Source organism: Basilea psittacipulmonis DSM 24701 (genome assembly GCF_000743945.1).
Lineage (GTDB): Bacteria > Pseudomonadota > Gammaproteobacteria > Burkholderiales > Burkholderiaceae_B > Basilea > Basilea psittacipulmonis.
Map to the genome: position 1 here is coordinate 522,650 of NZ_CP009238.1, position 25,460 is coordinate 548,109.

21 protein-coding genes are annotated in these 25,460 nt (G+C 40.2%); 20 read left to right on the forward strand and 1 reads right to left on the reverse strand.

Annotated features, from left to right (window positions below):
* Positions 1 to 201: 201 nt before the first annotated feature.
* From metE to qseC, 20 genes are all read left to right on the forward strand, one after another.
* Positions 202 to 2,472, forward strand: a complete 2,271-nt coding sequence (gene metE, locus IX83_RS02260) for a 5-methyltetrahydropteroyltriglutamate--homocysteine S-methyltransferase (RefSeq protein WP_038498733.1) — start codon at positions 202 to 204, stop codon at positions 2,470 to 2,472.
* 163 nt (positions 2,473 to 2,635) lie between these two features.
* Positions 2,636 to 2,779 (forward strand): hypothetical protein, encoded by a 144-nt coding sequence (locus IX83_RS09015; protein ID WP_158074725.1) that lies wholly within the window; start codon positions 2,636 to 2,638, stop codon positions 2,777 to 2,779.
* A 159-nt stretch (positions 2,780 to 2,938) separates the two neighbouring features.
* Positions 2,939 to 3,322: a division/cell wall cluster transcriptional repressor MraZ gene (locus IX83_RS02265; protein WP_236620616.1), complete on the forward strand. Its 384-nt coding sequence runs from the start codon at positions 2,939 to 2,941 to the stop codon at positions 3,320 to 3,322.
* Between the two features lie 9 nt (positions 3,323 to 3,331).
* Positions 3,332 to 4,321 carry a 16S rRNA (cytosine(1402)-N(4))-methyltransferase RsmH gene (rsmH, locus tag IX83_RS02270; RefSeq protein WP_038498739.1) on the forward strand — a complete coding sequence of 330 codons (990 nt, stop codon included), beginning with the start codon at positions 3,332 to 3,334 and terminating at the stop codon, positions 4,319 to 4,321.
* Positions 4,318 to 4,605, forward strand: a complete 288-nt coding sequence (gene ftsL / locus IX83_RS02275) for a cell division protein FtsL (protein ID WP_038498742.1) — start codon at positions 4,318 to 4,320, stop codon at positions 4,603 to 4,605. Before rsmH ends, ftsL begins: the two co-directional genes overlap by 4 nt.
* 9 nt (positions 4,606 to 4,614) lie before the next feature.
* Positions 4,615 to 6,378: a peptidoglycan D,D-transpeptidase FtsI family protein gene (locus IX83_RS02280; protein ID WP_143244846.1), complete on the forward strand. Its 1,764-nt coding sequence runs from the start codon at positions 4,615 to 4,617 to the stop codon at positions 6,376 to 6,378.
* A gap of 17 nt (positions 6,379 to 6,395) precedes the next feature.
* Positions 6,396 to 9,098 (forward strand): UDP-N-acetylmuramoyl-L-alanyl-D-glutamate--2,6-diaminopimelate ligase, encoded by a 2,703-nt coding sequence (locus IX83_RS02285; protein ID WP_038498745.1) that lies wholly within the window; start codon positions 6,396 to 6,398, stop codon positions 9,096 to 9,098.
* Positions 9,099 to 9,101: 3 nt separating this feature from the next.
* The gene (mraY, locus tag IX83_RS02290; RefSeq protein WP_038498748.1) at positions 9,102 to 10,268 is read left to right on the forward strand and encodes a phospho-N-acetylmuramoyl-pentapeptide-transferase; all 1,167 of its coding nucleotides are present in this window, start codon (positions 9,102 to 9,104) and stop codon (positions 10,266 to 10,268) included.
* Positions 10,269 to 11,780 carry a UDP-N-acetylmuramoyl-L-alanine--D-glutamate ligase gene (murD, locus tag IX83_RS02295; RefSeq protein WP_051919090.1) on the forward strand — a complete coding sequence of 504 codons (1,512 nt, stop codon included), beginning with the start codon at positions 10,269 to 10,271 and terminating at the stop codon, positions 11,778 to 11,780.
* Complete coding sequence (gene ftsW / locus IX83_RS02300; RefSeq protein ID WP_077315946.1) at positions 11,780 to 13,009, forward strand: putative lipid II flippase FtsW; 1,230 nt, start codon at positions 11,780 to 11,782, stop codon at positions 13,007 to 13,009. Before murD ends, ftsW begins: the two co-directional genes overlap by 1 nt.
* Before the next feature lie 9 nt (positions 13,010 to 13,018).
* The gene (gene murG / locus IX83_RS02305) at positions 13,019 to 14,080 is read left to right on the forward strand and encodes an undecaprenyldiphospho-muramoylpentapeptide beta-N-acetylglucosaminyltransferase (protein ID WP_038498750.1); all 1,062 of its coding nucleotides are present in this window, start codon (positions 13,019 to 13,021) and stop codon (positions 14,078 to 14,080) included.
* Positions 14,081 to 14,083: 3 nt separating this feature from the next.
* Positions 14,084 to 15,487, forward strand: coding sequence for a UDP-N-acetylmuramate--L-alanine ligase (gene murC, locus IX83_RS02310; protein WP_038498753.1), 1,404 nt, complete (start codon positions 14,084 to 14,086; stop codon positions 15,485 to 15,487).
* Positions 15,480 to 16,397: a D-alanine--D-alanine ligase gene (locus tag IX83_RS02315; RefSeq protein WP_038498755.1), complete on the forward strand. Its 918-nt coding sequence runs from the start codon at positions 15,480 to 15,482 to the stop codon at positions 16,395 to 16,397. Before murC ends, IX83_RS02315 begins: the two co-directional genes overlap by 8 nt.
* Before the next feature lie 5 nt (positions 16,398 to 16,402).
* The gene (locus IX83_RS02320; RefSeq protein WP_038498758.1) at positions 16,403 to 17,185 is read left to right on the forward strand and encodes a cell division protein FtsQ/DivIB; all 783 of its coding nucleotides are present in this window, start codon (positions 16,403 to 16,405) and stop codon (positions 17,183 to 17,185) included.
* Positions 17,186 to 17,187: 2 nt separating this feature from the next.
* Positions 17,188 to 18,408 (forward strand): cell division protein FtsA, encoded by a 1,221-nt coding sequence (ftsA, locus tag IX83_RS02325; protein ID WP_038498762.1) that lies wholly within the window; start codon positions 17,188 to 17,190, stop codon positions 18,406 to 18,408.
* A 199-nt stretch (positions 18,409 to 18,607) separates the two neighbouring features.
* A complete protein-coding gene (gene ftsZ / locus IX83_RS02330; protein ID WP_051919096.1) occupies positions 18,608 to 19,906 on the forward strand; it encodes a cell division protein FtsZ in 1,299 nt (432 codons plus the stop codon).
* Positions 19,907 to 20,018: 112 nt separating this feature from the next.
* Complete coding sequence (gene lpxC, locus IX83_RS02335; RefSeq protein WP_038498765.1) at positions 20,019 to 20,933, forward strand: UDP-3-O-acyl-N-acetylglucosamine deacetylase; 915 nt, start codon at positions 20,019 to 20,021, stop codon at positions 20,931 to 20,933.
* Positions 20,934 to 21,623: 690 nt separating this feature from the next.
* Entirely contained in the window at positions 21,624 to 22,037 is a 414-nt protein-coding gene (locus IX83_RS02340) for a YgiW/YdeI family stress tolerance OB fold protein (protein WP_038498768.1), read from the forward strand.
* Positions 22,038 to 22,098: 61 nt separating this feature from the next.
* Complete coding sequence (locus IX83_RS02345) at positions 22,099 to 22,758, forward strand: response regulator (RefSeq protein WP_038498771.1); 660 nt, start codon at positions 22,099 to 22,101, stop codon at positions 22,756 to 22,758.
* A gap of 266 nt (positions 22,759 to 23,024) precedes the next feature.
* Entirely contained in the window at positions 23,025 to 24,392 is a 1,368-nt protein-coding gene (gene qseC / locus IX83_RS02350) for a quorum sensing histidine kinase QseC (RefSeq protein WP_051919098.1), read from the forward strand.
* A 196-nt stretch (positions 24,393 to 24,588) separates the two neighbouring features.
* Here qseC and hslO read toward each other — a convergent pair whose 3' ends face one another.
* Positions 24,589 to 25,458 carry an Hsp33 family molecular chaperone HslO gene (gene hslO, locus IX83_RS02355; protein WP_038498777.1) on the reverse strand — a complete coding sequence of 290 codons (870 nt, stop codon included), beginning with the start codon at positions 25,456 to 25,458 and terminating at the stop codon, positions 24,589 to 24,591.
* Positions 25,459 to 25,460 lie beyond the last annotated feature (2 nt).

The following is a 25,460-nucleotide window of genomic DNA, read 5'->3' on the forward strand; positions in this document are numbered from 1 at the left end:
AAAAGGATGGCGTGGAACTTAACGCTCTTTGTCCTTTATTTTGCTGTTTTTTATCTTGCTTACCTTCTTATGAAAAAAATTCAAGTCAAATATGAAAATAAATAAGTTGCATTCATTTTAAAAGTATCAGATAGTATCACTAACGAAATATGAATTGAATTTGTATGCTTTGCCATGCAAAAAATTAATAGGAGTTAAATAATGACAACATTTCATGTCCTCGGGTTCCCAAGAGTTGGTCCTAATCGTGAATTAAAATTTTCACAAGAGCGTTATTGGCGTGGCGAAGTAACAGAAGCTGAATTGCTTGATGTCGCGAAATCTTTAAGAGAAACAAACTGGAAAAATCAAGCTGCTGCCAATGCAGATTATGTGGCGGTGGGTGATTTTACTTTCTATGATCACATTCTAGATTTACAAGTGGCAACGGGAGCGATTCCTGCTCGCTTTGGCTTTGATAGTCAAAACTTGACATTGGCTCAATACTTCCAATTAGCTCGTGGTAATAAAGATCAATTCGCTATCGAAATGACAAAATGGTTCGATACGAACTACCACTATTTGGTTCCAGAGTTTCACAAAAACACCGTATTCAAAGCCAATGCAAAACACTATGTACAACAGTTACAAGAAGCTCAGGCATTAGGTTTGAAAGCGAAACCAACGATTGTAGGCCCTGTTAGCTTCCTGTATTTAGGTAAGGAAAAAGGTCAAGAAGCCTTTAATCGCCTTGATTTATTGCCTAAATTATTACCTGTTTATGTCGAGATTCTAAATGAATTAGTGAAAGCAGGTGCAGAGTGGATTCAGATTGATGAACCAGCATTGGCAGTTGACCTATCTCAGGAATGGGTTGATGCAGTGAAAGCAAGCTATGAAACATTGAGCAAAGCTGTGAATGCTAAATTGTTATTAGCAACATATTTTGGTTCAGTTGCCGATCATGCTGATTTGTTGAAAGCCTTACCAGTAGCAGGTTTGCACATTGATTTGGTACGTGCACCAGAACAATTAGCTGCTTTTGAGAACTACGATAAAGTCTTATCTGCAGGTGTAATTGATGGTCGTAATATTTGGTGTGCTAATTTAAACAAAGTACTAGACACCTTAGAGCCTTTAAAAGCAAAATTGGGCGATCGTTTATGGATTGCGCCAAGTTGTTCTTTATTACACACACCTTATGATTTATCAGTGGAAAAAGAATTAGATGCTGAATTGGCTTCTTGGTTGGCGTTTACGTTGCAAAAAGTACAAGAATTGAATGTTCTAAAAACCGCTTTAAATGAGGGTCGTCCAGCGGTGGCGACTGAATTGAAAGCTAGTGCTGATGCTGCTCAAGCTCGTGCTTCCTCAGCTCGTATTCACCGTGCTGAAGTGGCTAAACGTTTGGCTGAATTACCTGCTAATGCCGATCAACGTCAATCTCCATTTGAGAAACGTATTGAGGCACAGCAAGCATGGTTAAATCTACCATTATTGCCAACGACCACGATTGGTTCATTCCCACAAACTTTGGAAATTCGTCAAGCTCGTGCAGCCTTTAAGAAAGGGGCTTTGAGTCTAGAAGACTACACGGCTGCAATGAAGAAAGAAATTGCTCATGTGGTTAAGGTTCAAGAAGAATTGGATATTGATATTCCTGTTCACGGTGAAGCTGAACGTAACGACATGGTGGAATACTTTGGTGAACTATTAGATGGTTATGCCTTTACGAAGTTTGGCTGGGTACAAAGCTATGGTAGTCGTTGTGTGAAACCACCGATTATTTATGGTGATGTTGTTCGTCCTGAACCGATGACAGTGTCTTGGTCTAGCTATGCTCAAACACTGACTAAACGCCCAATGAAAGGGATGTTGACAGGTCCTGTAACGATGTTGCAATGGTCGTTTGTTCGTAACGATATTCCTCGTAGTGAAGTGTGCAAGCAGATTGGTTTGGCATTGAACGATGAAGTGCGTGACCTTGAAAAAGCAGGTATTAAAGTGATTCAAATCGATGAACCTGCTATTCGCGAGGGCTTGCCTTTGAGACGTGCTGATTGGGATAACTATTTAGCATGGGCAACAGAAGCGTTCCGTTTAACCAGCTATGGTATCGAAGACTCAACACAGATTCACACGCATATGTGTTACTCTGAATTTAACGACATTCTACCTGCTATCGCAGCGATGGATGCGGATGTGATTACGATTGAAACATCACGTTCTGATATGGAATTATTAGATGCTTTCGTGAAGTTTAAATATCCTAATGATATTGGTCCAGGTGTCTATGATATTCATAGTCCACGTGTGCCAACAGAAGCTGAGATCGAGCATCTACTACGTAAAGCATTAGAAGTCATTCCTGCTAAACGTCTGTGGGTGAACCCTGATTGTGGCTTGAAAACACGTGCTTGGCCAGAAACAACTGCCGCACTGAAAGTGATGGTGGATGTAGCGAAGAAATTACGTGCTGAGTTAAACGCGTAATACTTAGTTTTTTCCAACGTAAATCCTTAACTCCCGTCTGTGTGATGCATGATGGGAGTTTTTTTATGGTTGATTAAAAATCCCATTTTAAATCTATCTTGATTTTATAAATACGCTAGTTTTTCAACATTCGATAGTCATTTTATAGCTCATCAAAACCCTTATGTATTGGACGATTGAGCATCCCGTTAATCCCCAACCATCGTTTGTTGATCAGTTGAAGATTACATTAACTCCCAAAACCTCATATATTCATCAGCTAGAAAAACTCATTATTCAGACATGTTTGTTGTCTTTGCTCAATTAATGTTTCACCGCAGAAATATTTTCCTTTTATTGACATTAGCATCTTGATTTTTAGTCAAAAATGGTTTAAAGTGGGAAAAAGTGTAATTATGTGTTAGAAAGTGGGTCAAAAGTGTTTTTTCAAGGAAATAGTGCATTGTCATTAGACGCGAAGGGTAGGATGACTATCCCGACGCGTTATCGTGACTACTTGAAAGACCAAGTGCATGGCGAACTGACTATCACATTGAATTTTGAAGGTGGACTGATGATCTATCCTCGCCCAGAGTGGATTAGAAAATCAGAAATCCTCAAGGAACTACCAGCAAGTAAAACGAACGTACAGCGTATCTTGTTGGGGAGTGCTCGAGACGTAGAGATTGATTCTGCGGGTCGGATTTTAATTGCACCTGAACTACGCTCACAGGTTAATATCGAAAAAGATGTTGTCTTGGTGGGAATGGGTAATCGTTTTGAACTTTGGTCGGCTGAACAGTATGCAGCTCAGTTGGAGCGTGATAAGGCGAGTGTATTAGCACAGGGCCTTGGTGACTTTTCGCTGTAAGAGGCATATATGACAGGCTTTGTGCATAAAACAGTCTTATTAAATGAAACTGTGAATGCTCTAGTTTATCCAGAGTATCATGCGAAGGATAGTGCGATGTGCAACGTGCTACCCGTCGCTAACAAAACGGGAACTTTTGTAGATGGAACCTTTGGTCGAGGAGGGCATAGTAGGGCTTTGCTAAGGCATTTAGCAGCCGATGCTCGTTTGATTGTTTTTGATAAAGATCCAGAAGCGATTCAATCGGCCAATGAATTAGCGCTTGAAGATAAAAGAGTGACCGTGATTCACGATGCGTTTTCCAGTATGCAGGAACATTTGTCTGCGATGGGAATAACGAATATTCAAGGCGTGATGCTTGATTTGGGTATTTCTTCTCCCCAAATTGACGATGCCAGTCGTGGTTTTTCTTTTATGAAAGACGGTCCTTTGGATATGAGAATGGATAGCAGTCGCGGTATGACGGCTGCTCAGTGGCTACATGAAGCTAGTGTAGAAGAAATTAAAGAGGTAATAAAAAATTATGGCGAAGAACGGTATGCTTTCCAGATTGCAAAGACGATTGATCGTCGCAGGCAAGAACAACCCATACGCACTACGCTCGAACTTGCTGAACTCATCTCAAGCTGTGTTAGGACGCGTGAGAAAGGCCAGCACCCTGCCACACGCACCTTTCAAGCTATACGGATTTTCCTTAACGAAGAGTTGCAAGAGCTTTCACGCAGCCTCACGTCAATACTAACCTTATTAGATACTCAGGCGAGAATGGCTATTATTAGCTTTCACTCGCTTGAAGACAGAATGGTGAAACAGTTTATTTCGGCAGCATCTAAACCAGGTGCTGCTTATTCACGTTTACCATTAAGAGAATCTGAAATGCCTCAAGCCACTTTGTTAGATTTAGGCAAAAGAAAGCCAAGTGAGAAAGAAGTAGAAGAAAACCCACGCTCAAGATCGGCTATATTACGCGTTGCTCAAAGAACGGGAGTGACACGATGATTAATGCGATTAAAACGTGTGCCTTATTTTTGTTGCCTGTTTATTTTGTTTATGCTGCTTGTGAATTGGTTTCGATTCGTTATCAGTTACGAAAGTTAAATACCGATATTAGCGTTATTCAGGTTCAACAAGAACGTCTTGAAAGTGAGTGGAAATATTTACAATTAGATCGCTCAAGAATGATGACTGGTGCTAATTTAATTAAAGAAGTGCAGGAAAAATTAAAAATGTATGAACCGAGTGCTTCTGAGGTGCTCTATCTGCCTGATACTTTGATTCAGTAAGGGTTCGATATGTTTAAAAAACTATTCAAATCCAAAAAAACAACAGAAAAGATCAACACTGGAGAGAAGTTACGTGCCATTAAAGAAAAGATCGATAAAGTAAAGTATCGTTCTCAAGAATGTCACCTGATTATGTTAGGTGCGTTCGTTTTGGTCATGATGTATTTTGTGTATATTCAAATATGGCAACGTGATCTGTATGTCAGTCAAGGGAATATTCGTTTTCTTAACACCATTGAAATACCTGCCACCAGAGGAAAAATTATCGATGCTAATGGTGATATTCTGGCCAGTAGTATTCCTGTGGTATCGGTGTGGTCTGATCGCTCGTTAACCATTGGTGCACCTGAAGAGAAATTAAGAGCGTTGGCAAAGATTCTGGATATGAAGTATTCAGAATTACAAACTAAATTATTAGTGAAAAGAAATTTTATTCCTATTAAACGACAGGTTATCTTAGAAAAGAAAGACGAAATCAAAGCGTTAAAAATACCTGGTATTCAGTTTATCAATGAATCTAAGCGTTATTATCCTCAAGCGAATTTATTTGCACATATGGTTGGATTTACCAATATGGAGGGCGTTGGAGCTGAAGGTATTGAGTTGCGTTATGAAAAAGATTTGCAAGGTACGCCAGGTATAAAAACAGTTTTGCGTAACCGAATGGGACAGATTATCGATGATCCGCAGAACTTTGAACCAGAAAAAAATGGTCAAGATATTAAATTAACGGTAGATAGTCGTATTCAATATTTGGTAGCAAATATTTTAAGAGATGCGATTAAAGAATATGATGCGGCCTCAGGCGGTGCGATCGTGATAGATGTAAAAACAGGGCATATTTTGGCGATGGTGAGTTTGCCTGATTACAACCCTAATAATCTCCAAGAACGCAGGGGTTCTAAACTCAGAAATCGAGTGATTACAGATGTTTTTGAACCGGGTTCCATTATCAAACCATTAGTGGCGGCTTTGGCTTTAGATAGTAAAGCGATAACGACGCGTACATTGTTTGATACGGGAAATGGACGTTATGTTTACCAAGGTTCTGTTATTACAGACGTAAGTCGCCATAATGGTGTATTAGATGTCGCAGGTATCATACGACGTTCAAGTAATATCGGCATGACGATGATTTCGGAACGATTGACGGCTGAACAAATGTGGTCTGTGTTTAACGCATTGGGCTTGGGAACAACACCCTCTATTGCTTTTCCAGGTGCGGCATCAGGGATTTTAAGACCGTGGCAAAAATGGCGATTGATTGAAAAAGCCACGATGTCCTATGGTTATGGTTTGTCCGTTTCGCTGTTGCAAATTGCACAAGCTTACACAGCATTGGCAAGAGGTGGCGATATGATTACGGTTGGTTTGGGTCCGAAAGACGACCATCCTAGCACCGTGAAAGTTTTTTCTTCCGAGGTTTCACGTCAGATTATTGATATGATGGCGGCGGCAGTCAGTCATGAGGGTGGAAATAATGTTCAGCAATATTCGCCAAATTATCGTATTGCTGGTAAAAGTGGTACGGCTAGAAAAATTGTCAATAAAGAGTATTCCAAAACAGATTATCGAGCTTCTTTTGTGGCCATTGCACCCGTTCAACATCCTAAAATAGTTGTAGCGGTGACGATAGATAGACCATTGAAGAAAAATTATTATGGAAGTGTCGTATCAGGGCCTGTTGCTGCAAAAATTATCGATGGTACATTACGTTATTTGTCCGTACCACCAGAGCCGCCAGAAGATAAAACCTCAACAGCGACTCAATAATCGCTTAGGAGACAATAATGACTTATGTAAATATGGATAAAACTGTGGTAACAGAAGTGTTGAAATGGTTGAAAGCGTATGCTCAGCCTTTTTGCAGACTTCAAATGGATTCACGAAAAGTACAGGCAGGTGATGTATTTGTTGCCGTAAAAGGAGAAAAAGATAACGGCGCTAAATATTTGAGCCAAGCGATTGAAAAAGGTGCGATAGGTGCGATTGTAGATGATCCTACGATGGCCGTTCCCATTGGTTTTCCCGTGATGATGGTGCTTGATCTGAAAAAACATTTAGGCGAGATCGCTCATCATTGGTATGGCAAACCATCTGATCAATTGAAAGTTATTGCGATTACAGGAACTAACGGAAAAACAAGCACGGTTAACTGGATTGCCCAAATATTAAATCGTGCAGGTATGCCATGTGCTAGTTTAGGTACATTGGGGGCTATCCTGCCAGATGGTCAGAATTTAGAAGCATCTTTAACCACACCTGATGTATTAAGTATTCATTATTTATTATATTTATGTGTGCAACATTCCATACAAGTCGTGGCATTAGAAGCCTCGTCTATTGGACTGGATCAAGGTCGTTTGAATTCTGTTACGATTGATTATGCAGGTTTTACGAATTTGACTTTGGATCATTTGGATTATCACCAAACACTGGAACATTACGCCCAATCCAAAGCATTACTTTTTTCTAGACCTACCTTAAAACGGATGGTCATCAATGCTGATGATCACTTAGGACAGGAGCTGATTGCCGAATATCCTGCTGCGATGTCGTATAGTATTAAACAACAAAAAGCGACCATTCAAGCCTTAGATATCGATGTTAAGCAGGGATCCTATCGCCTTTACTATGAGGGTAGATTTTATGCGATTCAAAATCAATGTTTAGGGTTGCATAATGTTGCCAATCAATTGCTCGTGTTGGGAATATTAACTTCATTTTTGCCGATAGAAAAAATTGTGGCATGCTTAAATGATTTACAGCCGATTGATGGTCGTTTGCAGTTGGTCAGCATAGGTAATGATGACGATCCTTTGGTTTTTGTAGATTATGCTCATACACCAGATGCGTTAGAACGAGCATTAAATTCGCTACGCCCTTTGTGTCAAGGTAAATTGAGGGTGGTGTTTGGTTGTGGTGGAGATAGAGATACGTCTAAACGTCCTATTATGGGCAAGATTGCCAGTGATTTGGCGGATCTTGTTTTTATCACCAGTGATAATCCTCGTACAGAAGAACCAGATAAAATTATTCAAGAGATTCAATCTGATTTATCCGATGTGCAGGTTGAAATAAAACGTGAGGTGGCGATATTACAAGCTATCTTGACTGCTGAAAAAAATGATGTGATCTTGATCGCTGGAAAGGGGCATGAAACCTATCAAGATAGCCAAGGAGTGAAAAAGTTTTTTGATGATCGTTTGTGGTCGGCACTTGGTTTGTATATGCGTCATACCCAAGGGTTTAGTACGGATTCTAGACACGCTAAAACGGATGAGATTTTTATTGCTTTAAAAGGTGAGCGTTTTGATGCACATGATTTTTTGGCTAATACAGCATCATCCGTATGTGTGGTGAATCATTTAACCCCATCTGTTAAAGATAAAAAATTTATTTATGTAGAAGATACCTATGATGCTTTAGCCAGTATGGCCACTGCTTGGCGAAAACAATTTCAAGTTCCTGTGATTGCCGTAACGGGTTCAAATGGTAAAACAACTTGCAAGGAAATGATTGCCAGCATACTTCATCAAGCTTATGGTGATGATTATTTAGCGACAAAAGGAAATTTAAATAATCATATTGGTGTGCCGTTGACCTTGCTTAGTATGCGTGCGTATCATCGTGCAGCCGTGGTGGAAGTAGGGATGAATCATCCAGGCGAAATTTCTTATTTGGCTAAGATAGTGCAACCTACTATCGCTTTGCTCAATAATGCCCAAAGAGAACATCAAGAATTTATGAAAACTGTGGATGCGGTCGCTCGCGAAAACGCTTGCGTCTTTCAATATCTGACTTACCCTAAAATAGCGGTATTCCCTGCTCATGATGTTTATACATCGTTGTGGTGTGAGTTAGCAAAAGATAGTCAAATTCATGTATTCGGCGAGGGTACGGATTATTTTGTTTCAGATATTCAACTTACTGAAAATCGATGTGTGTTGAATGTAAAAGGTCAATCATTTCCCATTACGTTGAATATCGCGGGTCAACATAATATTCATAATGCCTTAGCCAGTGCCACGTGTGCGGATGCTGCGGGTATTGAACCTCGATTGATTGCACAAGGATTGACGGCGTTTTTACCTGTTAAGGGACGATTGCTGGCAAAAGAAATTCGCGGTATGACAGTGATTGATGATACTTATAATGCCAATCCTGATTCGGTAAAAGCTGCTATTGATGTATTGTCCTTATTGCCACATCCTCAAGTATTGGTGCTAGGTGATATGGCTGAGGTGGGTGAGAATGTCATTGACTGTCATCAAGAAGTGGGACAGTACGCGAAGCAAAAGGGTATTGATTATCTCTTGAGTAAAGGTCATTACACACGATATGCCAGTCAAGAAGTTGAGACAGGGCAACATTTTGATGATTTAAAAACATTAGTGGACACGATTGTTTCATTAAAACCAAAAACAGTATTAGTTAAAGGTTCGCGTTCTGCCAAGATGGAAGCAGTGATTGAACTTTTAGAGGAAGAATAAATTATGCTATATGCCTTTTTTGTTTGGTTATCCAAAACATATTCGTTTTTTTCAGTGTTTGATTACATTACGTTAAGAGCGGTGTTAGCATGTGCCACAGCTTTATTGATCGGCTTATTTTTTGGTCCCATGGTGATTGAAAAATTAAAGGCTTTGAAAATTGGACAAGCGGTTAGACAATACGGTTTAGAGACGCATTTGGTAAAAGATGGTACGCCAACAATGGGGGGCGTTTTAATTCTCATTAGTATCGGTATCAGTACCTTGTTATGGGCGGATTTGAGTAATCGTTTTGTGTGGATTATTTTACTTGTTACGTTAGGATATGGTGCGATTGGATGGGTGGATGACTATCGTAAAGTGGTGTATCGCAACCCTGAGGGCATGCGTTCTCGTGAAAAGTTTTTTTGGCAAAGTCTGATTGGTTTTATTGCAGCTATTTATTTGGCTTATGCTTTAGGCACGAATAATTATTCAGCGATGGGCTTCTTTGACTGGATTTTCCAAGGGTTCCCATCTTTGGAAAATGCTGACCGTACGGAATTAATGGTACCGTTTTTTAAACATTTAAGCATTCCTTTGGGAATCATTGGATTTGTATGCCTAACTTGGGCGGTTATTGTGGGCAGTAGCAATGCCGTGAACTTGACAGATGGTTTGGATGGTTTAGCAATTATGCCAACGGTAATGGTGGGCAGTGCATTGGGCATATTTGCTTATGTAGTGGGTCGAATCGATTATTCAAAATATTTATTGTTTCCATATGTGCCAGGGGCGGCCGAGGTATTGGTATTATGTGCTGCCTTAGCAGGAGCAGGTTTAGCATTTCTTTGGTTTAACACGCATCCCGCACAAGTGTTTATGGGCGATGTGGGGGCCTTAGCATTAGGTGGAATGTTAGGCACGATTGCGGTTATTGTTCGTCAAGAAATTGTCTTGTTTATTATGGGTGGCATATTTGTGGCAGAAACGGTTTCAGTTATGCTCCAAGTATCATGGTTCCGTTATACAAAGAAAAAATATGGTGAGGGGCGACGATTGTTTAAGATGGCACCATTACATCATCATTTTGAAAAATCGGGTTGGAAAGAAACTCAGGTAGTGGTGCGTTTTTGGATTATTACTATCATGCTAGTGTTAATTGGATTAGCAACGTTAAAATTGAGATAGATGATGAATACATATAAATTGCCTCAATCCTTGGTTATTTTTGGATTAGGAGATTCGGGTTTAGCGACAGCAAAATGGGCCTTATCTCAAGGTATGTTGGTTAAGGCAATCGATACGCGAGAAGTGCCACCGATGCTTGAAACGTGGCAAGCCTTGCAAGAAAACCATCCGACGATGACGTTACAGCTTCATCAAGAGTTGCCTAAAGAACATGAGTTAGATGGCTTTGAAGCGATTTTTATTAGCCCAGGATTAAGTCCACACCAAGCAAATATTAAAGCGTGGATAGAACTGGCTCGCGAAAAAAATGTCGAGATTTTGAGTGAAGTGAGTCTGTTTGATCGTTTTATAAAAACTCAAGAAAACTATCATCCTTATATCATTGGTATTACAGGTACAAACGGTAAAACAACCGTTACTTGTATGGTACGCGATATGTTAAATGCTTGCGGTATCGATGCCGTCGCAGCAGGCAATATTTCTCCTCCTATCTTGCAAGTATGTGTGGATAGGGCATCAAATCTACCTCAGGCATGGGTTTTGGAATTATCCAGTTTTCAAATGTTTTTTACAGAATCGCTTCGTTTAGACGCAGCGACGGTATTGAACGTGACTCAAGATCACTTGGACTGGCATAAAGACATGGATGAATATTACTCAGAAAAGGCGAAATTGCTTGATATGAGTGAGGTAGTAGTCATCAATCGTGATGATGATCGTATTCGTCACTATTTGAAAAAACCGATTCAACGCGAATTAACATTTGGTATTAGTCAAGCAAAATATATCGGTGATATGGGGCTGATCCATCAAGGTGATATGGATTGGTTAGCAACGGTCGAGGAAACAGATTTTGCTTTGCCTGAAACCACGCCAAAACGCAAAAAACAAACACAACTTATTCCACAAGAGCGACCTGAAGGTAGGGTAGTGGATTTAATGCCTATCGATGCTTTGCATGTAAAAGGTCGTCATAATATTTCTAATGCAATGGCGGCTTTGTTGTTATGTCGTGCGATTGGTTGTGGTTGGGATGGTCTAATTAGAGCGTTAAGTCAGTATCGAGGTCAGCCTCATCGCACTGAGTTTGTGAGAACGATACGAGAGGTTGATTTTATCGATGACAGCAAAGGAACGAATGTTGGATCAACGGTAGCTGCATTAAATGGTTTAATGAAACCGACTGTATTGATTTTAGGTGGGGTGGGCAAAGGCCAAGATTTTACGCCACTTATTGAACCGATTAATCGATATGCACGTTGTGTGATTACCATGGGTGTGGATGCAGCGGTGATTGAACAAGATTTATCTACGATTCACGTACCGATATTAAGAGTTCATTCTTTAAAAGAAGCGGTCCAAACAGCTATGCAACAAGCAAAAGCGGGAGATCAGGTTTTATTATCACCTGCGTGTGCGAGTTTTGATATGTTTAAAGGATATCATCATCGCGGACAATGTTTTGTGGAAGAGGTTCGAGAATTGGCTTTGGATATGGGTGAGGTTGCGTAATGGGCATCTTTAACTCAAAGACGCGTGTTCAGGGCTCATCAGAAACCTTATCTAACGATTCTTTAAAAGAGATTAATCGTAGTGTTCAACATCGTCCGTTTGATTTAGCCTTGTTAACGATTTTAGCGATCATTTTGATTTTCGGTACGGTGATGGTTTATTCATCATCTATTGCCTTACAAGATGGTCGAAAATTCGCCAGTTACGCGGTGAATTACTTTTTTAATCGACATATACTTTTTATTTTTGCAGGATTATTCATGATGGGACTGGTCATGCTAGTTCCAATGGAAAAATGGCAAAAATATGCGAAATTGCTTTATATCGTGGCGGCGATAGGATTGGTGCTGGTTTTTATTCCACATATCGGGCAACAAGTAAACGGTGCTTCGCGATGGATTCGATTCTTTTCGTTTAAATTGCAACCATCGGAATTTATGAAATTTGCAATGATTATTTTTGTCAGTCATCTCACTTATTTAAAAATGAATGATGGCACACTTAATCATTTACGAAAAGGTGTGGGCATTATCGTTTTGTATGTGGGAGCGGCTGCTGGACTTATCATTAGAGAACCAGATTTAGGTACGACGATTGTGATTATATCGATTGTTTTCATTATCTTGGTCGTGGCGAATATCAATAAAATTTATATTATCCTTTTAATGATAGCTGGCTCGATTTTTGTGGTCGTCATGATCTATGCCTATCCTTGGCGTTGGGCGAGGATTCTTGCGTATCGTGATCCCTTTAATCCAGAATATGCTTCATCTACTTCGTATCAGTTATTGCAATCACTTATCGCGATTGGTCGAGGAGGCTGGTTTGGTGAAGGGTTGGGATCAAGCGTAGGTAAATTGCATTATTTGCCAGAAGCTCATACGGACTTTATTATGGCGGTGGTGGCCGAAGAGTTAGGTGTGGTGGGCGTTTTCTTTGTCATGTTGTTATTTATTTTATTACTTCATCGCATGTTTAGAATCGCACGTCGTGCTTTTGATAATGATTTAATTTTTAATGGTCTAGTTGTTCATGGCATTATTGCTTGGATTTTTGTGCAGTTTATCGTTAATCTAGGCGTGGTATCAGGATTGCTTCCGACTAAAGGATTGACCATGCCTTTTATTAGCTATGGTGGCTCATCGATGGTGATGTTATTAATGGCGATGGGTTTGGTGATAAAAGTGGATTGTATTAATCGTGGTTTGACGCGAGCAAGGAAATTATAGGGTAAATATATGGCAAAAATTCTCATCATGGCAGGTGGCACGGGTGGTCATATCATGCCGGGATTAGCGATAGCAAAGGCATTGCGTTCAAAAGGTTGGGAAGTATCGTGGTTAGGTAATCCTGAACGGATGGAAGGCAGTTTAGTACCTGCACATGGATTTGAGATAACGCCGTTTTACTTTAATGGTGTGCGAGGAAAAGGAATCGCGACACTTTTAAAGCTACCTTTTGTTTTGATCGCTGCTTTTATTCGTGCCAGAAAAATATTAAAAACGATTAAGCCTGATGTTGTATTGGGGATGGGAGGCTATATTTCATTTCCTGTCGGTATGATGGCAGGCTGGCAAGGTATTCCTTTATTAATTCATGAACAAAATGCCGTGATGGGAACGGCTAATCGTATATTGGCAAAACGAGCTAAAAAAGTATTGTGTGGCTTTCCATTACCCTTGCCTGAAGCGGTTTATGTGGGTAATCCTGTGCGTGAAGAATTAATGGATGTGGATAGTCCAGAACAACGTTATCAACAGCGTACAGGTAAATTAAACGTTTTAGTGGTGGGAGGCAGTTTAGGGGCATCAGCACTTAATGAAACTGTTCCATTAGCGTTGAAAGACATACCAGAAGCAGAACGTCCCATTGTCATTCATCAAGCAGGTAAACAGCATATTGAACAGCTAAAACAACATTACGAACAAGCAGGTGTCACTGCAGAATGTCTTGCTTTTATTGATGATATGAAAACCGCTTTGTTAAAGGCTGATGTAGTGATTTGTCGAGCAGGAGCGATGAGTTTGGCTGAAATATCATGCGTGGGAGTGGCTTCATTATTGGTGCCTTTGCCTAATGCTATCGATGATCACCAAACTAAAAATGCTCAGTACCTAGTAGATGCTCAAGCAGCTCAAGTGATAGTGCAAAAAGATTTTACCCCCGAGTTTTTATCAAATTGGCTAAAATGTCAAGATAGAGATCAGTTGTGTATGATGGCAAAAAATGCGAGATCAATGTCTCGTCCACGTTCAACAGAAGAGATAGCAGCTATTTGCCAATCAGTTATAAAGGGTTAATGTGTGAAACATAAAATAGGACGTATCCACTTTATTGGTATAGGTGGAGCTGGAATGAGCGGTATCGCTGAGGTATTGTTAAACCTTGGTTACCAAATAACAGGATCGGATGTTCAAGAGACAGTAGTTACTAAACGTTTGGAACAATTAGGTGCCAAAGTGTTTATCGGTCACCATGAACAACAAGTTGTGGGAGCCGATACAGTGGTGATTTCTTCTGCCATTGTGAGTAATAACCCAGAAGTGTTGATGGCAAGAAAAATGGGGTTGCCAGTGGTTCAAAGAGCCACGATGTTAGCAGAATTAATGCGATTTAAACAAGGAATCGCTGTTTCAGGAACTCATGGAAAAACCACTACCACCAGCTTGATTGCGAGTATTTTGGCGGCAGCTGATCTGGATCCTACTTTTGTGATAGGTGGCAAACTGAATTCAGCAGGGGCCAATGCACGTTTAGGTAAAGGTGAGTTTATTGTGGTGGAAGCAGATGAATCAGATGCCTCCTTTTTAAACTTATTGCCTGTGATGTCCGTCATTACTAATATTGACGTGGATCATATGGATACCTATGGACATAATTTAGCGCATTTATTAGATGCATTTATTTCCTTTACTCGCCGATTGCCTTTCTATGGTAGTGTCATTGCGTGTTATGAAGACAAACATGTAAGAGATATATTGCCTTTGATTTCTAGTCCTGTGATTACCTACGGATTTGATGCTCATGCAGATTTTCAAGCCGTGAACGTCAGAGCAGAAGGCACGACAATGAGTTTTGATGTGGTCCGAAAAGAGATTTCGAGTAAACCTGCTAAACCGCCTTTACGCGTCAAACTCAATCTTCCTGGTAAACACAATGTATTAAATGCGATGGCCGCCATCGTGGTGGCAGATGAATTAAAAATTCCTGATGAAGCGATTTTAAAAGCGTTGGAAACTTTTAATGGTGTAGGCAGACGATTTAATGTATTAGGCCAAAAGGTTTACAAACATAAATCATTTACAGTGGTCGATGATTATGGTCATCATCCTACCGAGCTTTCTGCAACGATTGATGCGGCTCGCGGTGCATGGCCAGGACATCGTCTGATAATGGGATTCCAACCACATCGATATACGCGAACAAGAGATTGTTTTGATGATTTTGTGCGTGTATTAGGACGTGCTGATGTCGTTGCATTATGTGATGTTTACGCGGCTGGCGAGAGTATGATACCAGGTGCCAATAGCGAAGCGTTAAAACACGCCCTTGAAAAAGAAGGGGTGACCGTGCTTTATGAAAGTGATGTTCAAAAATTACCTCATCTTATTGCTGAACATGTTGAAGATGGCGATATTGTATTGATGAGTGGTGCAGGGTCTATTTCCAGAATTGCCAATCAGTTTTCGGAGTTAATGAATGGGTGATAAAGTAGTCGTTCTTTATGGCGGTTGGTCTGCAGAACGTGAAGTTTCCTTGATGTCGGGTAAAGGGGTGTATGATGCATTACACTCAAAAGGCGTTGATGTGACGCTGTTTGATCCGAGTAAAGAACCCTTAGAACGTTTGGCACAGTTTGATAAAGCTTTTATCATGCTTCACGGAAGATATGGTGAAGATGGTGTTATACAGGGGCTTTTGGAACTGTTACGTATTCCTTATACGGGATGTGGCGTGATGGCTTCAGCGATCGCCATGGACAAAATCATGACGAAAAAAATCTGGTTAGAGTCAGGGTTACCCACGGCAAAATACATGGAGGTCAATTCGTTATCCGAGCTATATCATGCTATTGAGACATTAGGTTTACCCTTGATGTTAAAGGCTCCTCACGAGGGATCAACCATTGGTCTGGTAAAAATCACTTCGGTGGATCAAGTGGCTACTGCTTACGAAGCTGTCTCAAAATACGATGATACCTTGTTAGCGGAGGCGTTCATATCTGGGCGTGAATTAACCGTTGCAGTGATTGGGAAAGGAAAAGACGCTAAGGCATTGCCTATTGTTGAAATTAAAGCACCTGACGGGAATTATGATTATCAGAACAAGTATTTTTCTGATGAAACTCAGTATGTGTGTCCTGCCCATTTAGATGAGCATTTAACCCAATCCATCCAAGACCTATGTGTGAAAGCTTATAATGCTTTAGGATGTGAGGGATGGGCAAGAGTTGATTTACTGTTAGATAACGATCGTGCCTATCTTTTGGAAATTAATACAGCTCCTGGGATGACGGCTCATTCGTTAGTCCCCATGAGTGCAAAATCAGCAGGCATTGAATATGCTGATTTATGTGTGTTATTGTTAGAAATGGCTTCATGTAAAGTGAATCGTTAATCATCATGAGTATCAATAAGCAAGTTCGAGTGATTAATATGTTGGCAAACCTCTTAACGTTTGTCGCACTGGTACTTGCTGTATTATCGTTAACGTATTGGGTTGTTCATCTGCCTTATTTTGATTTAGAACGTATTTATGTTCAAGAACGACAAGGTGGTCACTTAAAAAATGTTTCACCCAACCTTTTGAATAATGCGTTAATTGCCAAAATATCAGGTAATTTTTTTACGGTTAATTTGGATAGTGTGGCACAACAAGTCAAACAAGTACCTTGGGTCAGAAGCGTTCAGGTACGACGTTTATGGCCAAATGGTTTGGTGCTTTATGTCGAGGAACATGAGCCGTTTGCTTATTGGAATTCGACACAAATGATCGATACGTGGGGAGATGTCTTTACGCCCAGTAATTTCCAAGAAAGTGCCGATATGAATCTTTTGCACTTCCAAGGCCCCGAAAACTCGGCCAAATTAGTCGTAAAAAGATACCAATATTTAGCAAAAATGCTGTCAAAGATTCATTTAAGTGTCGAGAGCATTACATTAAATGATCGATATGCGTGGAATATTCGTCTTGATAACGGCATTACCTTATTGTTAAGTCGTGATGAGGTTGCTGAAAGTTTAGAAGACAATGATACAGATAAGGTGTTTAATGAAAGAATTAGCCGATTTGTAAATGCTTGGAAAGAAATTCAAGCGTTCAATAAAGAGCATTCCATTGCTATAATTGATCTGAGATATAGTAAAGGATTTGCTGTTAAATTAGCCCCAAAATTTAAAGAGTAGATATGAGTTACGATGAGAAAGATTTAATTGTTGCATTGGATATCGGCACGAATAAAGTCGTGGTGATGGTGGCCCAGAGTGGACCTGATGACCAGTTTACCATTCTAGGAAAAGGAATGGCTCATAATACGGGCAGTATCCGTGCAGGGGTTGTCTATAACATTGAAGAGACAATCACTTTGATCCAAAAGGCTATCGATGAAGCACAGCTGATGGCGGCTTGTAAAATTCATGATGTCTATGTATCCATTGGTGGTACACACATTCAGAGTTTTGATTCCAGTGGTGTGGTGGTCATTAAGAACAAAGAAGTGGGTGAAAATGATGTAGAACGTGTTAATGACACGGCCAAAGCAATTAGTGTTGGGGCAGATGATGAAATTGTTCACTCACTTATCCAACAATATATCGTAGATGGTCGAGAGGGTATTCTACATCCAGTGGGTATGTCGGGCATGCGTTTGGAAGCCAGAATGCACATTGTAGTGGGATCTTTTAGCACCATTATGAACGTTCGTAAATGTGTATTGCGTTGCGGCGTGAAGCTGAATCACTACTATTTACAGTCTTTAGCATCAAGTACAGCGGTCCTTACCAAAGACGAAAAAGATCTAGGTGTGGTGATGTTGGATATTGGGGCTGGGACGACAGATATTGCGGTTTATAAAAATGGTTATATTGTGCATACGGGGGTATTAAATATCGCTGGAGACGTGATTACCAATGACATCGCCGCGGTATTGGGGACCACAAAACAAGAAGCTGAAAATATTAAACTAAAATATGGTGCAGCCGTTCCTACACATATCGAAGAAGATGATTTATTTGAATTAAATGCCATTGGCGGTAGTGTTAATTACGAAAAACGTAAAATGCTATCGAAAATCATTGAGGCACGTTTGGATGAGCTGTTTGGATTGGTCCAAAAAGAAATTGGCAAAGAAATTTTGGATAGTGTCTCTAGTTATGTGATTACAGGTGGCACGGCATTGATGCCAGGTATTGTTGAGTTGGCAGAAGATGTGCTATCTAAGCAGGTTCGAGTCGGTGTGCCGCTTTATCAGAATAACTTGGCGGACCTAGTGAATGATCCAAGATATTCTACGGTTATCGGGATGCTTCAAGAGGCACGTACGGATGGATCGAAAGTATTACGTAAAACAAGAAAACAATCTTCCGTAAAATATTGGTGTGGTCGAGTAAAAAGCTGGCTTTTAAGTTAAAAATAAGCGATAATATATACTAGGTGAGTAAAAACCGCACATTTTTGCTCACTATTTGCAAATAGACAAGCACGAGTCTATGCGTTTTTCTGGGAAACACATCGCGGAGAGCGCACAAATAACACACGAGATGTACGCTGGTGTGGTATTTGTGACACTTTCCAAAACGATCATTTACTGTTTTGGGTAGGAGTCCAGAATGCTTAATTACGAAGACAAGGTGGAGTTGCGTCTAGAAGATAGTGAGCAATGTCCTGATAATTTTGTATTAGAAACTTACGATTTAGAAGATAATTCTAAACAGCTTCATTCATCTATTCCTGATATTACGTTAATCGATGATTTTGATTCATCAGCTATCACTGATTTTGAATTGGTGGAAGAAGATGATCAGATCGTGAATATTAAGGTTATTGGTGTAGGTGGTGCAGGTGGTAACGCTGTTAGACACATGATTGACAAGGGTTTAACAGGTGTTGAGTTTATTTGCATTAATACTGACCAACAAGCATTAAGTAGAACGAAAGCGAATAAAACCATTGGTATCGGTCTGAAAGGACGTGGTGCTGGTGGTAATCCAGAAACGGGTCGTTCTGCAGTTGAAAATAAAGCAGAAGACATTAAAGAAGTTCTAAAAGATGCGGATATGGTATTTATCGCAGCAGGTATGGGCGGCGGTACAGGTACGGGTGCGGCTCCTTACATTGCACAGCTTGCAAAAGAACAAGGTATTTTAACGGTAGCGATTGTAACGAAACCTTTTGAATATGAGGGTAATCGTGTTGCGATCGCCGAAAAAGGTATCCAAGAGTTACGTAAGCACGTGGATGCCGTCATTGTTGTCCTAAACGAGAAGTTTTTAGAAGTGATGGGCGACGATGCAAGTCTCACTGCTTGCTTGGCGGCGGCAGATGATGTGTTATATAACGCTTGCACAGGTATTGTTAGAATCATTACTGAGCCAGGTGTGATTAATACAGACTTTGAAGACGTTTACTCTGTTTTACATGAATCAGGTCAGGCTATTTTTGGCGTGGCTGAAGCTTCTGGTCCAAATCGTGCCAAAGAAGTTTTAGACAAGGCGATTTCATGTCCTTTGGTTGAAGGTAATAGCATCGAAGGTGCATCAGGTATTTTGGTGTATGTTGAGTCTAGTAACGATTTGAAAGCTTCAGAGTACTCATTTATCAACAAGAGTGTTTATCAGTTCACTAAGGGTAGTTCTGCGAAAGTGTTCATTGGTAATTCTATTAATGAATCGCTAAAAGACACGATTCGTTTAACTGTGGTGGCAACTGGTCTTGAACAAGATAAAGCGACGTTGAAATTAGTGGAAGAAGAACAAACCTTACGTACGGGTACGGATGATGCGATTGTCTTCCATACGGCTGAAACACCGAGAGTCATTTCGTTTGGTCGTGGTGAGATGAGAGAGTCAGGAAGTGCTTCAACGGCCGACCTGTCTGTGCCAGCATTCTTACGAAGAAATGCCGATTAATATCATTTGAAAAGAGGCATAAAATTTTATGTCTCTTTTTTATCTGATTGGTCAGATAGTTTGTTATAATAATCGTCTGTTGTATTGAAAGGTTTTTTCATAGGAAAATATAGTGTTAAAACAAAGAACAATTAAAACAAGTATTAGTAGCACGGGTATTAGTTTGCACAAAGGTCATCGTGTACAGATTACCTTTCGTCCTGCAGCAGAAAATACAGGCATTGTGTTTCATCGTATCGATACCCCGCAAGTACTAGATTTCCCAGCCTTAGCCGATAAAGTAGGCGATACACGGATGGCATCTGTTTTACAGAACGGTCAGTATAAAGTGTCAACAGTAGAACATTTGATGTCTGCGATTGCTGGCTTGGGTATTGATAATCTTCACATCGATTTAGATGCTGAAGAAGTGCCTATTATGGACGGTAGTGCAGGCACTTTTGTTTTCTTACTAAAGTCTGCTGGCATTGAGGAACAACAAGCTCCTAAACGCTTTATCAGAGTGAAAAAACACATCAAAGTAGAAGATGGAGATAAGTGGGCGAGTCTTGAACCGCATAATGGCTTTAGTTTATCTTTTGGAATTGATTTTCGTCATCCCGCCATTAGTGCGACGGCAAATTATGCGACGGTAGATTTCTCAAAACAATCTTATTCTAAAGACATCGCTAGAGCTCGTACCTTTGGCTTTGCCCAAGAAGTCGAAATGATGCGTAGTATGGGGCTTGCACGTGGCGGTAGTTTAGAAAATGCGATTGTATTAGACGAATATCGTATTTTGAACGCGGATGGCTTGCGTTACGAGGATGAATTCGTTAAACACAAAATTTTAGATGCAATCGGTGATTTGTACTTGTTAGGAAAACCGTTGCTGGCCAGTTATCAGGCTTATAAGTCAGGACATGCCTTGAATAATATGCTGTGTCGTGCGTTGATGGCTGATGAGACAGCTTATGATATTGTTTCTTTTGAAAAGGAAGAAGATATCGAGGAAGGCTTGATAAGCATGGATTGGAAAGTTGCCTGAAAAGTGCAAAGAATAGAAATGAGCGAACTGTTGATTTTCAATAGTTCGCTTTTTTTATGGTTTATTTCTAACCGTGATAAGCTTCAAAAGTACAAGTGTGTGTCGATTAGCAAGTCTATACGAAACTAGAAGTTTGGTGTGTGAGAAAAGTGGAAGGTGATAGGGTAATTGTTGCGTGGTTCAGTGCGTGAATGTGTGGGAAATGTAGGATTCTTGGGAGTGATGAGAGGTTAATTGTTACGAGCTTCAGGACGGTGAGTGTGTGGGAAACGTCAGATTCGTGATTGTGATAGGGTAATCGTTGAGTGGTTCGAGACGTTGAATGTGAGGGAAATGTAGGGTTCATGGGAGTGATGGGAGGTTAATTGTTACGAGCTTCTGGATGGTGAGTGTGTGTGAAATGTAGGATTTGTGGGGGCGATGAGGGTAATCGTTGCGTAGTTCAAGATGGCGAATGTGTGAGGGAAATGTCAGATTCGTGATTGTGATAGGTTAATCGTTACGTGGTTCTGGACGATGAGTGTGTGTGAAATGTAGGATTCGTGGGGGTGTAAAGCGTAAGATGGATGGGGAGAAAAATAGTCTGAAACTTTTTTTTGCTCATTAAGAATTTTTTAATATTTATTTGTTCTAATACTCATTACAAAGCGATGCTTTGTTCCTTTTTGAAAATATGATGGAGTTATTAATATGAAAAAACTTTCAATTTTAACCGCTTTAGTATTAGCGACAGCCGCTGTGAATGCACACGCACAAGAAACGTTTGGTGATGTACCCACCACAAAAACACATAAAAGTGCCAAACATCATCAAAAACATCAAGGTGGTTTTGTAGATCCTAAAGCCCCAATTAACAAGGTATCTGAATCGTCTCAATGGCAAGACGACCAAAGAATCGTGTTAGTCGGTCATATCGTTAAACAAGTGAATAAAGAAGACTATATTTTCCGTGATGACAGTGGTGAACTTCAAGTGGAAATTGAAAGAAAAGCTTGGAAAGGTACACAAGTAACCCCAGAGGATAAGGTAAAATTATTCGCTAAGGTAGATAAATCGGATAAGAAATTTGAAGTAGAAGTCAAACGTGTGGTGAAAGAAAAATAAACCCCAAGAACAAAAAAAGCGGCTGAATTAAGTCGCTTTTTGTTTATTTAAGGATGATAATATGCGTGTCTTATTGGTCGAGGATGATCAGTTAATCGCCAATGGTATTAAAGTTGGTTTACAAGCCTCTGGTTTTTTGGTGGATAGTTTTGAGGATGGTCAAAGTGCTGTTCATGCTATAGAAGCGGCTGCGTATGATGCGGTGGTACTGGATTTGACGCTACCGAAACTTGATGGTTTGGAGGTATTAAAGATATGGCGACAACGAAAAATAAAGACACCTGTATTAATTTTAACCGCCAGAGATGCGTTGGATGAAAGAGTTCAAGGCTTGCAATTAGGTGCAGATGATTATTTGTGCAAACCATTTGAATTATTGGAGTTAACAGCCAGACTTCAAGCATTGATAAGAAGAAGCCATGGTTATGTGGATTCGGTATTGAGTCATCAAGACGTGGTCATGAATATGGCCACACGCACGGTTACGCTAAAAGGTGAGCCTTTAAATTTAACATCCAAAGAATATCATTTATTGTCACTTTTTCTTTTGAACCCTGAAAGCGTGTTGACACGTGAATTCATCGAAGAGAAGTTATATAGTTGGGATGATGAAGTCAGTAGCAACGCTTTGGAAGTGTACATCCATCATTTGAGAAAGAAATTAGGTAATACATTCATTAAAACTGTGCATGGTGTGGGATATACATTGGGCAAAGCGTGATGGATGTGAGTATTAGGGTTGAAGCGGTGTGTAGTGGATGTTGGGCAAAGCGAGATGGATGTGAGCGTTAGGATTAGAGCGGTGTGCAGTGGATGTTGGGTAAAGCGTGATGGATGTGAGCGTTAGGATTGAAGCGGTGTGTGGTGGATGTTGAGCAAAGCGTGATGGATGTGAGTGTTAGGATTAGAGCGGTGTGTAGTGGATGTTGAGCAAGGCGTGATGGATGTGAGCGTTAGGATTAGAGCGGTGTGTGGGGGTGAATGAATATGAAAATTAGAAGTTTACGTTTAAGGTTAATCATCGCTTTGAGTTTATTGTCCTTGATATTTTGGACGATTTCGGGTGTATTGGTATGGTTACGTGCCAGTGAAGAAGTCAATGAGCTATTCGATGCACAACAAATTCTTTTTGCACAAAGATTAGCCAGTTCAAACCTGCATGAACTGTTAAATGCTTCTGAACCGAGAAAAAGACTGATACAAAGACAGAAAAGAAAATACAGAAAAATTAATATTGAAGATGATGCCTTGGCATTTGCCGTGTTTTCAAGGGATGGTAATTTATTGTTAAGCGATGGTCGTAATGGCGATGATTTTTATTTTGTGAACAAAAGAGGTTTTTCGATTGATCGCATCAAGGATGACGATGAGAAATGGCGTATCTTTTGGTTACCATCTGCTAATGGAAAATTAATGATTGCAGTGGGGCAGGAAGTTGATTATCGTCAGTCATTGATACGAAAAATTGTTTTTGCTCAGTTGTGGGTATGGTTGCTGGCATTGCCTTTATTGTTGATTTTGATTACTTGGGTCATCCATCAAGAGCTAAAATCCTTGCGAAAGGTGGGGCGGGCATTGTCTGAACGTAAACCAGAGGATCAAAGCAAATTAAAAACGAATGATGTGCCAAGTGAAGTGTTGCCTTTGGTCGATAGTTTAAATAATTTTTTTGAACGTACGAGTCGCCAATTATTGAGAGAAAGGCGATTTACATCTGATGCAGCTCATGAATTAAGAAGCCCTTTGACCGCATTAAGTGTGCAAGTACAAGTTGCTCAAATGTCGGGACAAAATCCAAGTGTTCGTGAACAAGCTTTGCAAAATTTGACGTTAGGGATTCATCGAGCCAGTCAGTTAATCGACCAATTATTAGTGCTATCGCGACTGGATTCGGTCAAAGAATTAGAGGAAATTGAGCATATTGCATGGGAAAAACTTATTCGTTCTTTAATAGGAGAAATGTACGCTCAAGCACAGAAATCGCAGATTGAGTTGCGATATATTGAACAGGGTCGTCCCGACAATGTGAACGGTCAAAGTATGCTACTTTCCTTGATGTTGAGAAATTTAATCGATAATGCCATTAAATACTCAAAACCATCTAGTGTGGTTGAACTTGTTTTGAATCGTGATTCCTTAGTTGTGAGGGATAATGGCGGTGGATTGCCACTTCATGAATTTGACAAGCTCGGTCAACGATTCTATCGTGCTGCAGGTCAAAATGAGAAAGGTAGTGGATTGGGATTGTCGATTGTGAAGCGTATTGCTGAGTTACATCATTTTAATGTGGCCTTTCACCCTGTTTTTCAAGGACAAGATATTATCGGATTTGAAGCAGAAATACGATTTGCCTAGGTTTTTTTAATTCTCGCCAAACGCATCATGATATCGTTTAAAAGCTAGATTTTTCCAGTGTTTTGAGGATATTGATTGTATCTGCTTCGTGTTATGAAATAGTGGAATGAGTAGGTTTTTTCAATGTTCCAGTGATGTTTGATGAGATAAACGTGTTGACCTATCTCCTTTTGGGTAGGAGATAGGAATGAGAACATTAAGAACGTTTCTGGAATAAAGTCATGCAATCGTTTTCGGTAAAATGGTATTTAGCACCACAAAAATGGCAGTTAACATTGATTTCGCCACCTTGTTCCTGAAGTGTTTCTTTGACTTCTTCTTGGCCCAAAGACAATAACATACCCTCTACGCGTTCTCTAGAACAACTGCAATGAAAGACGACAGGCTGTTCTTCGAATTTAATCAAATTATCTTCCCAATACAAACGGTGAATGAATTCATCCGTATTCAACATAAGTAATTCGGCCGATTGGATGGTTTGGGCAATGGCACAGGCATGATTCCATGTCTCTTCAATTTCTTGTGCAGAAATGTTTTCTGAAGTGGGCAATTTTTGAAGTAGAAAACCTGCGGCACGGTCTGAATCTGCACTTAACCATAAACGGGTATCTAACTGTTCGGATTGCTTCATATAACCCTCGAGCATTTGGGCAATATTATCACCTGTGATAGGGACAATGCCTTGGTATAGCTGGGTATTTTCTTGCATCAGAATAATGGCAAATCGGCCTTTTCCGTGAGCATTCGCCAGTTCAGAAAATGAATGAGGTAGGGGCTGATCGTCTTCTTTTAGTTTGACACTGGTGCGGATCTTGAGATCATGCGTACACTCAACCACGAGTAATTCTAAGGGCCCATCTCCTTGGATTTGCATCAAAAGAGAACCCGAGAATTTAAGGTTTCCAGCCAGTAAGACGGCTGCGGCGGTCAACTCTCCCAGAATTTCAATGATAAAAGGAGGGTAATGGTGGTGTTTTTGGGATGCTTCCCAAGATGCTTGAAGTGCTGTATGTTCAATACGAACAGAACGGTTTTCAAATAAATATTTGCTTAGTGTATCAGCCATAA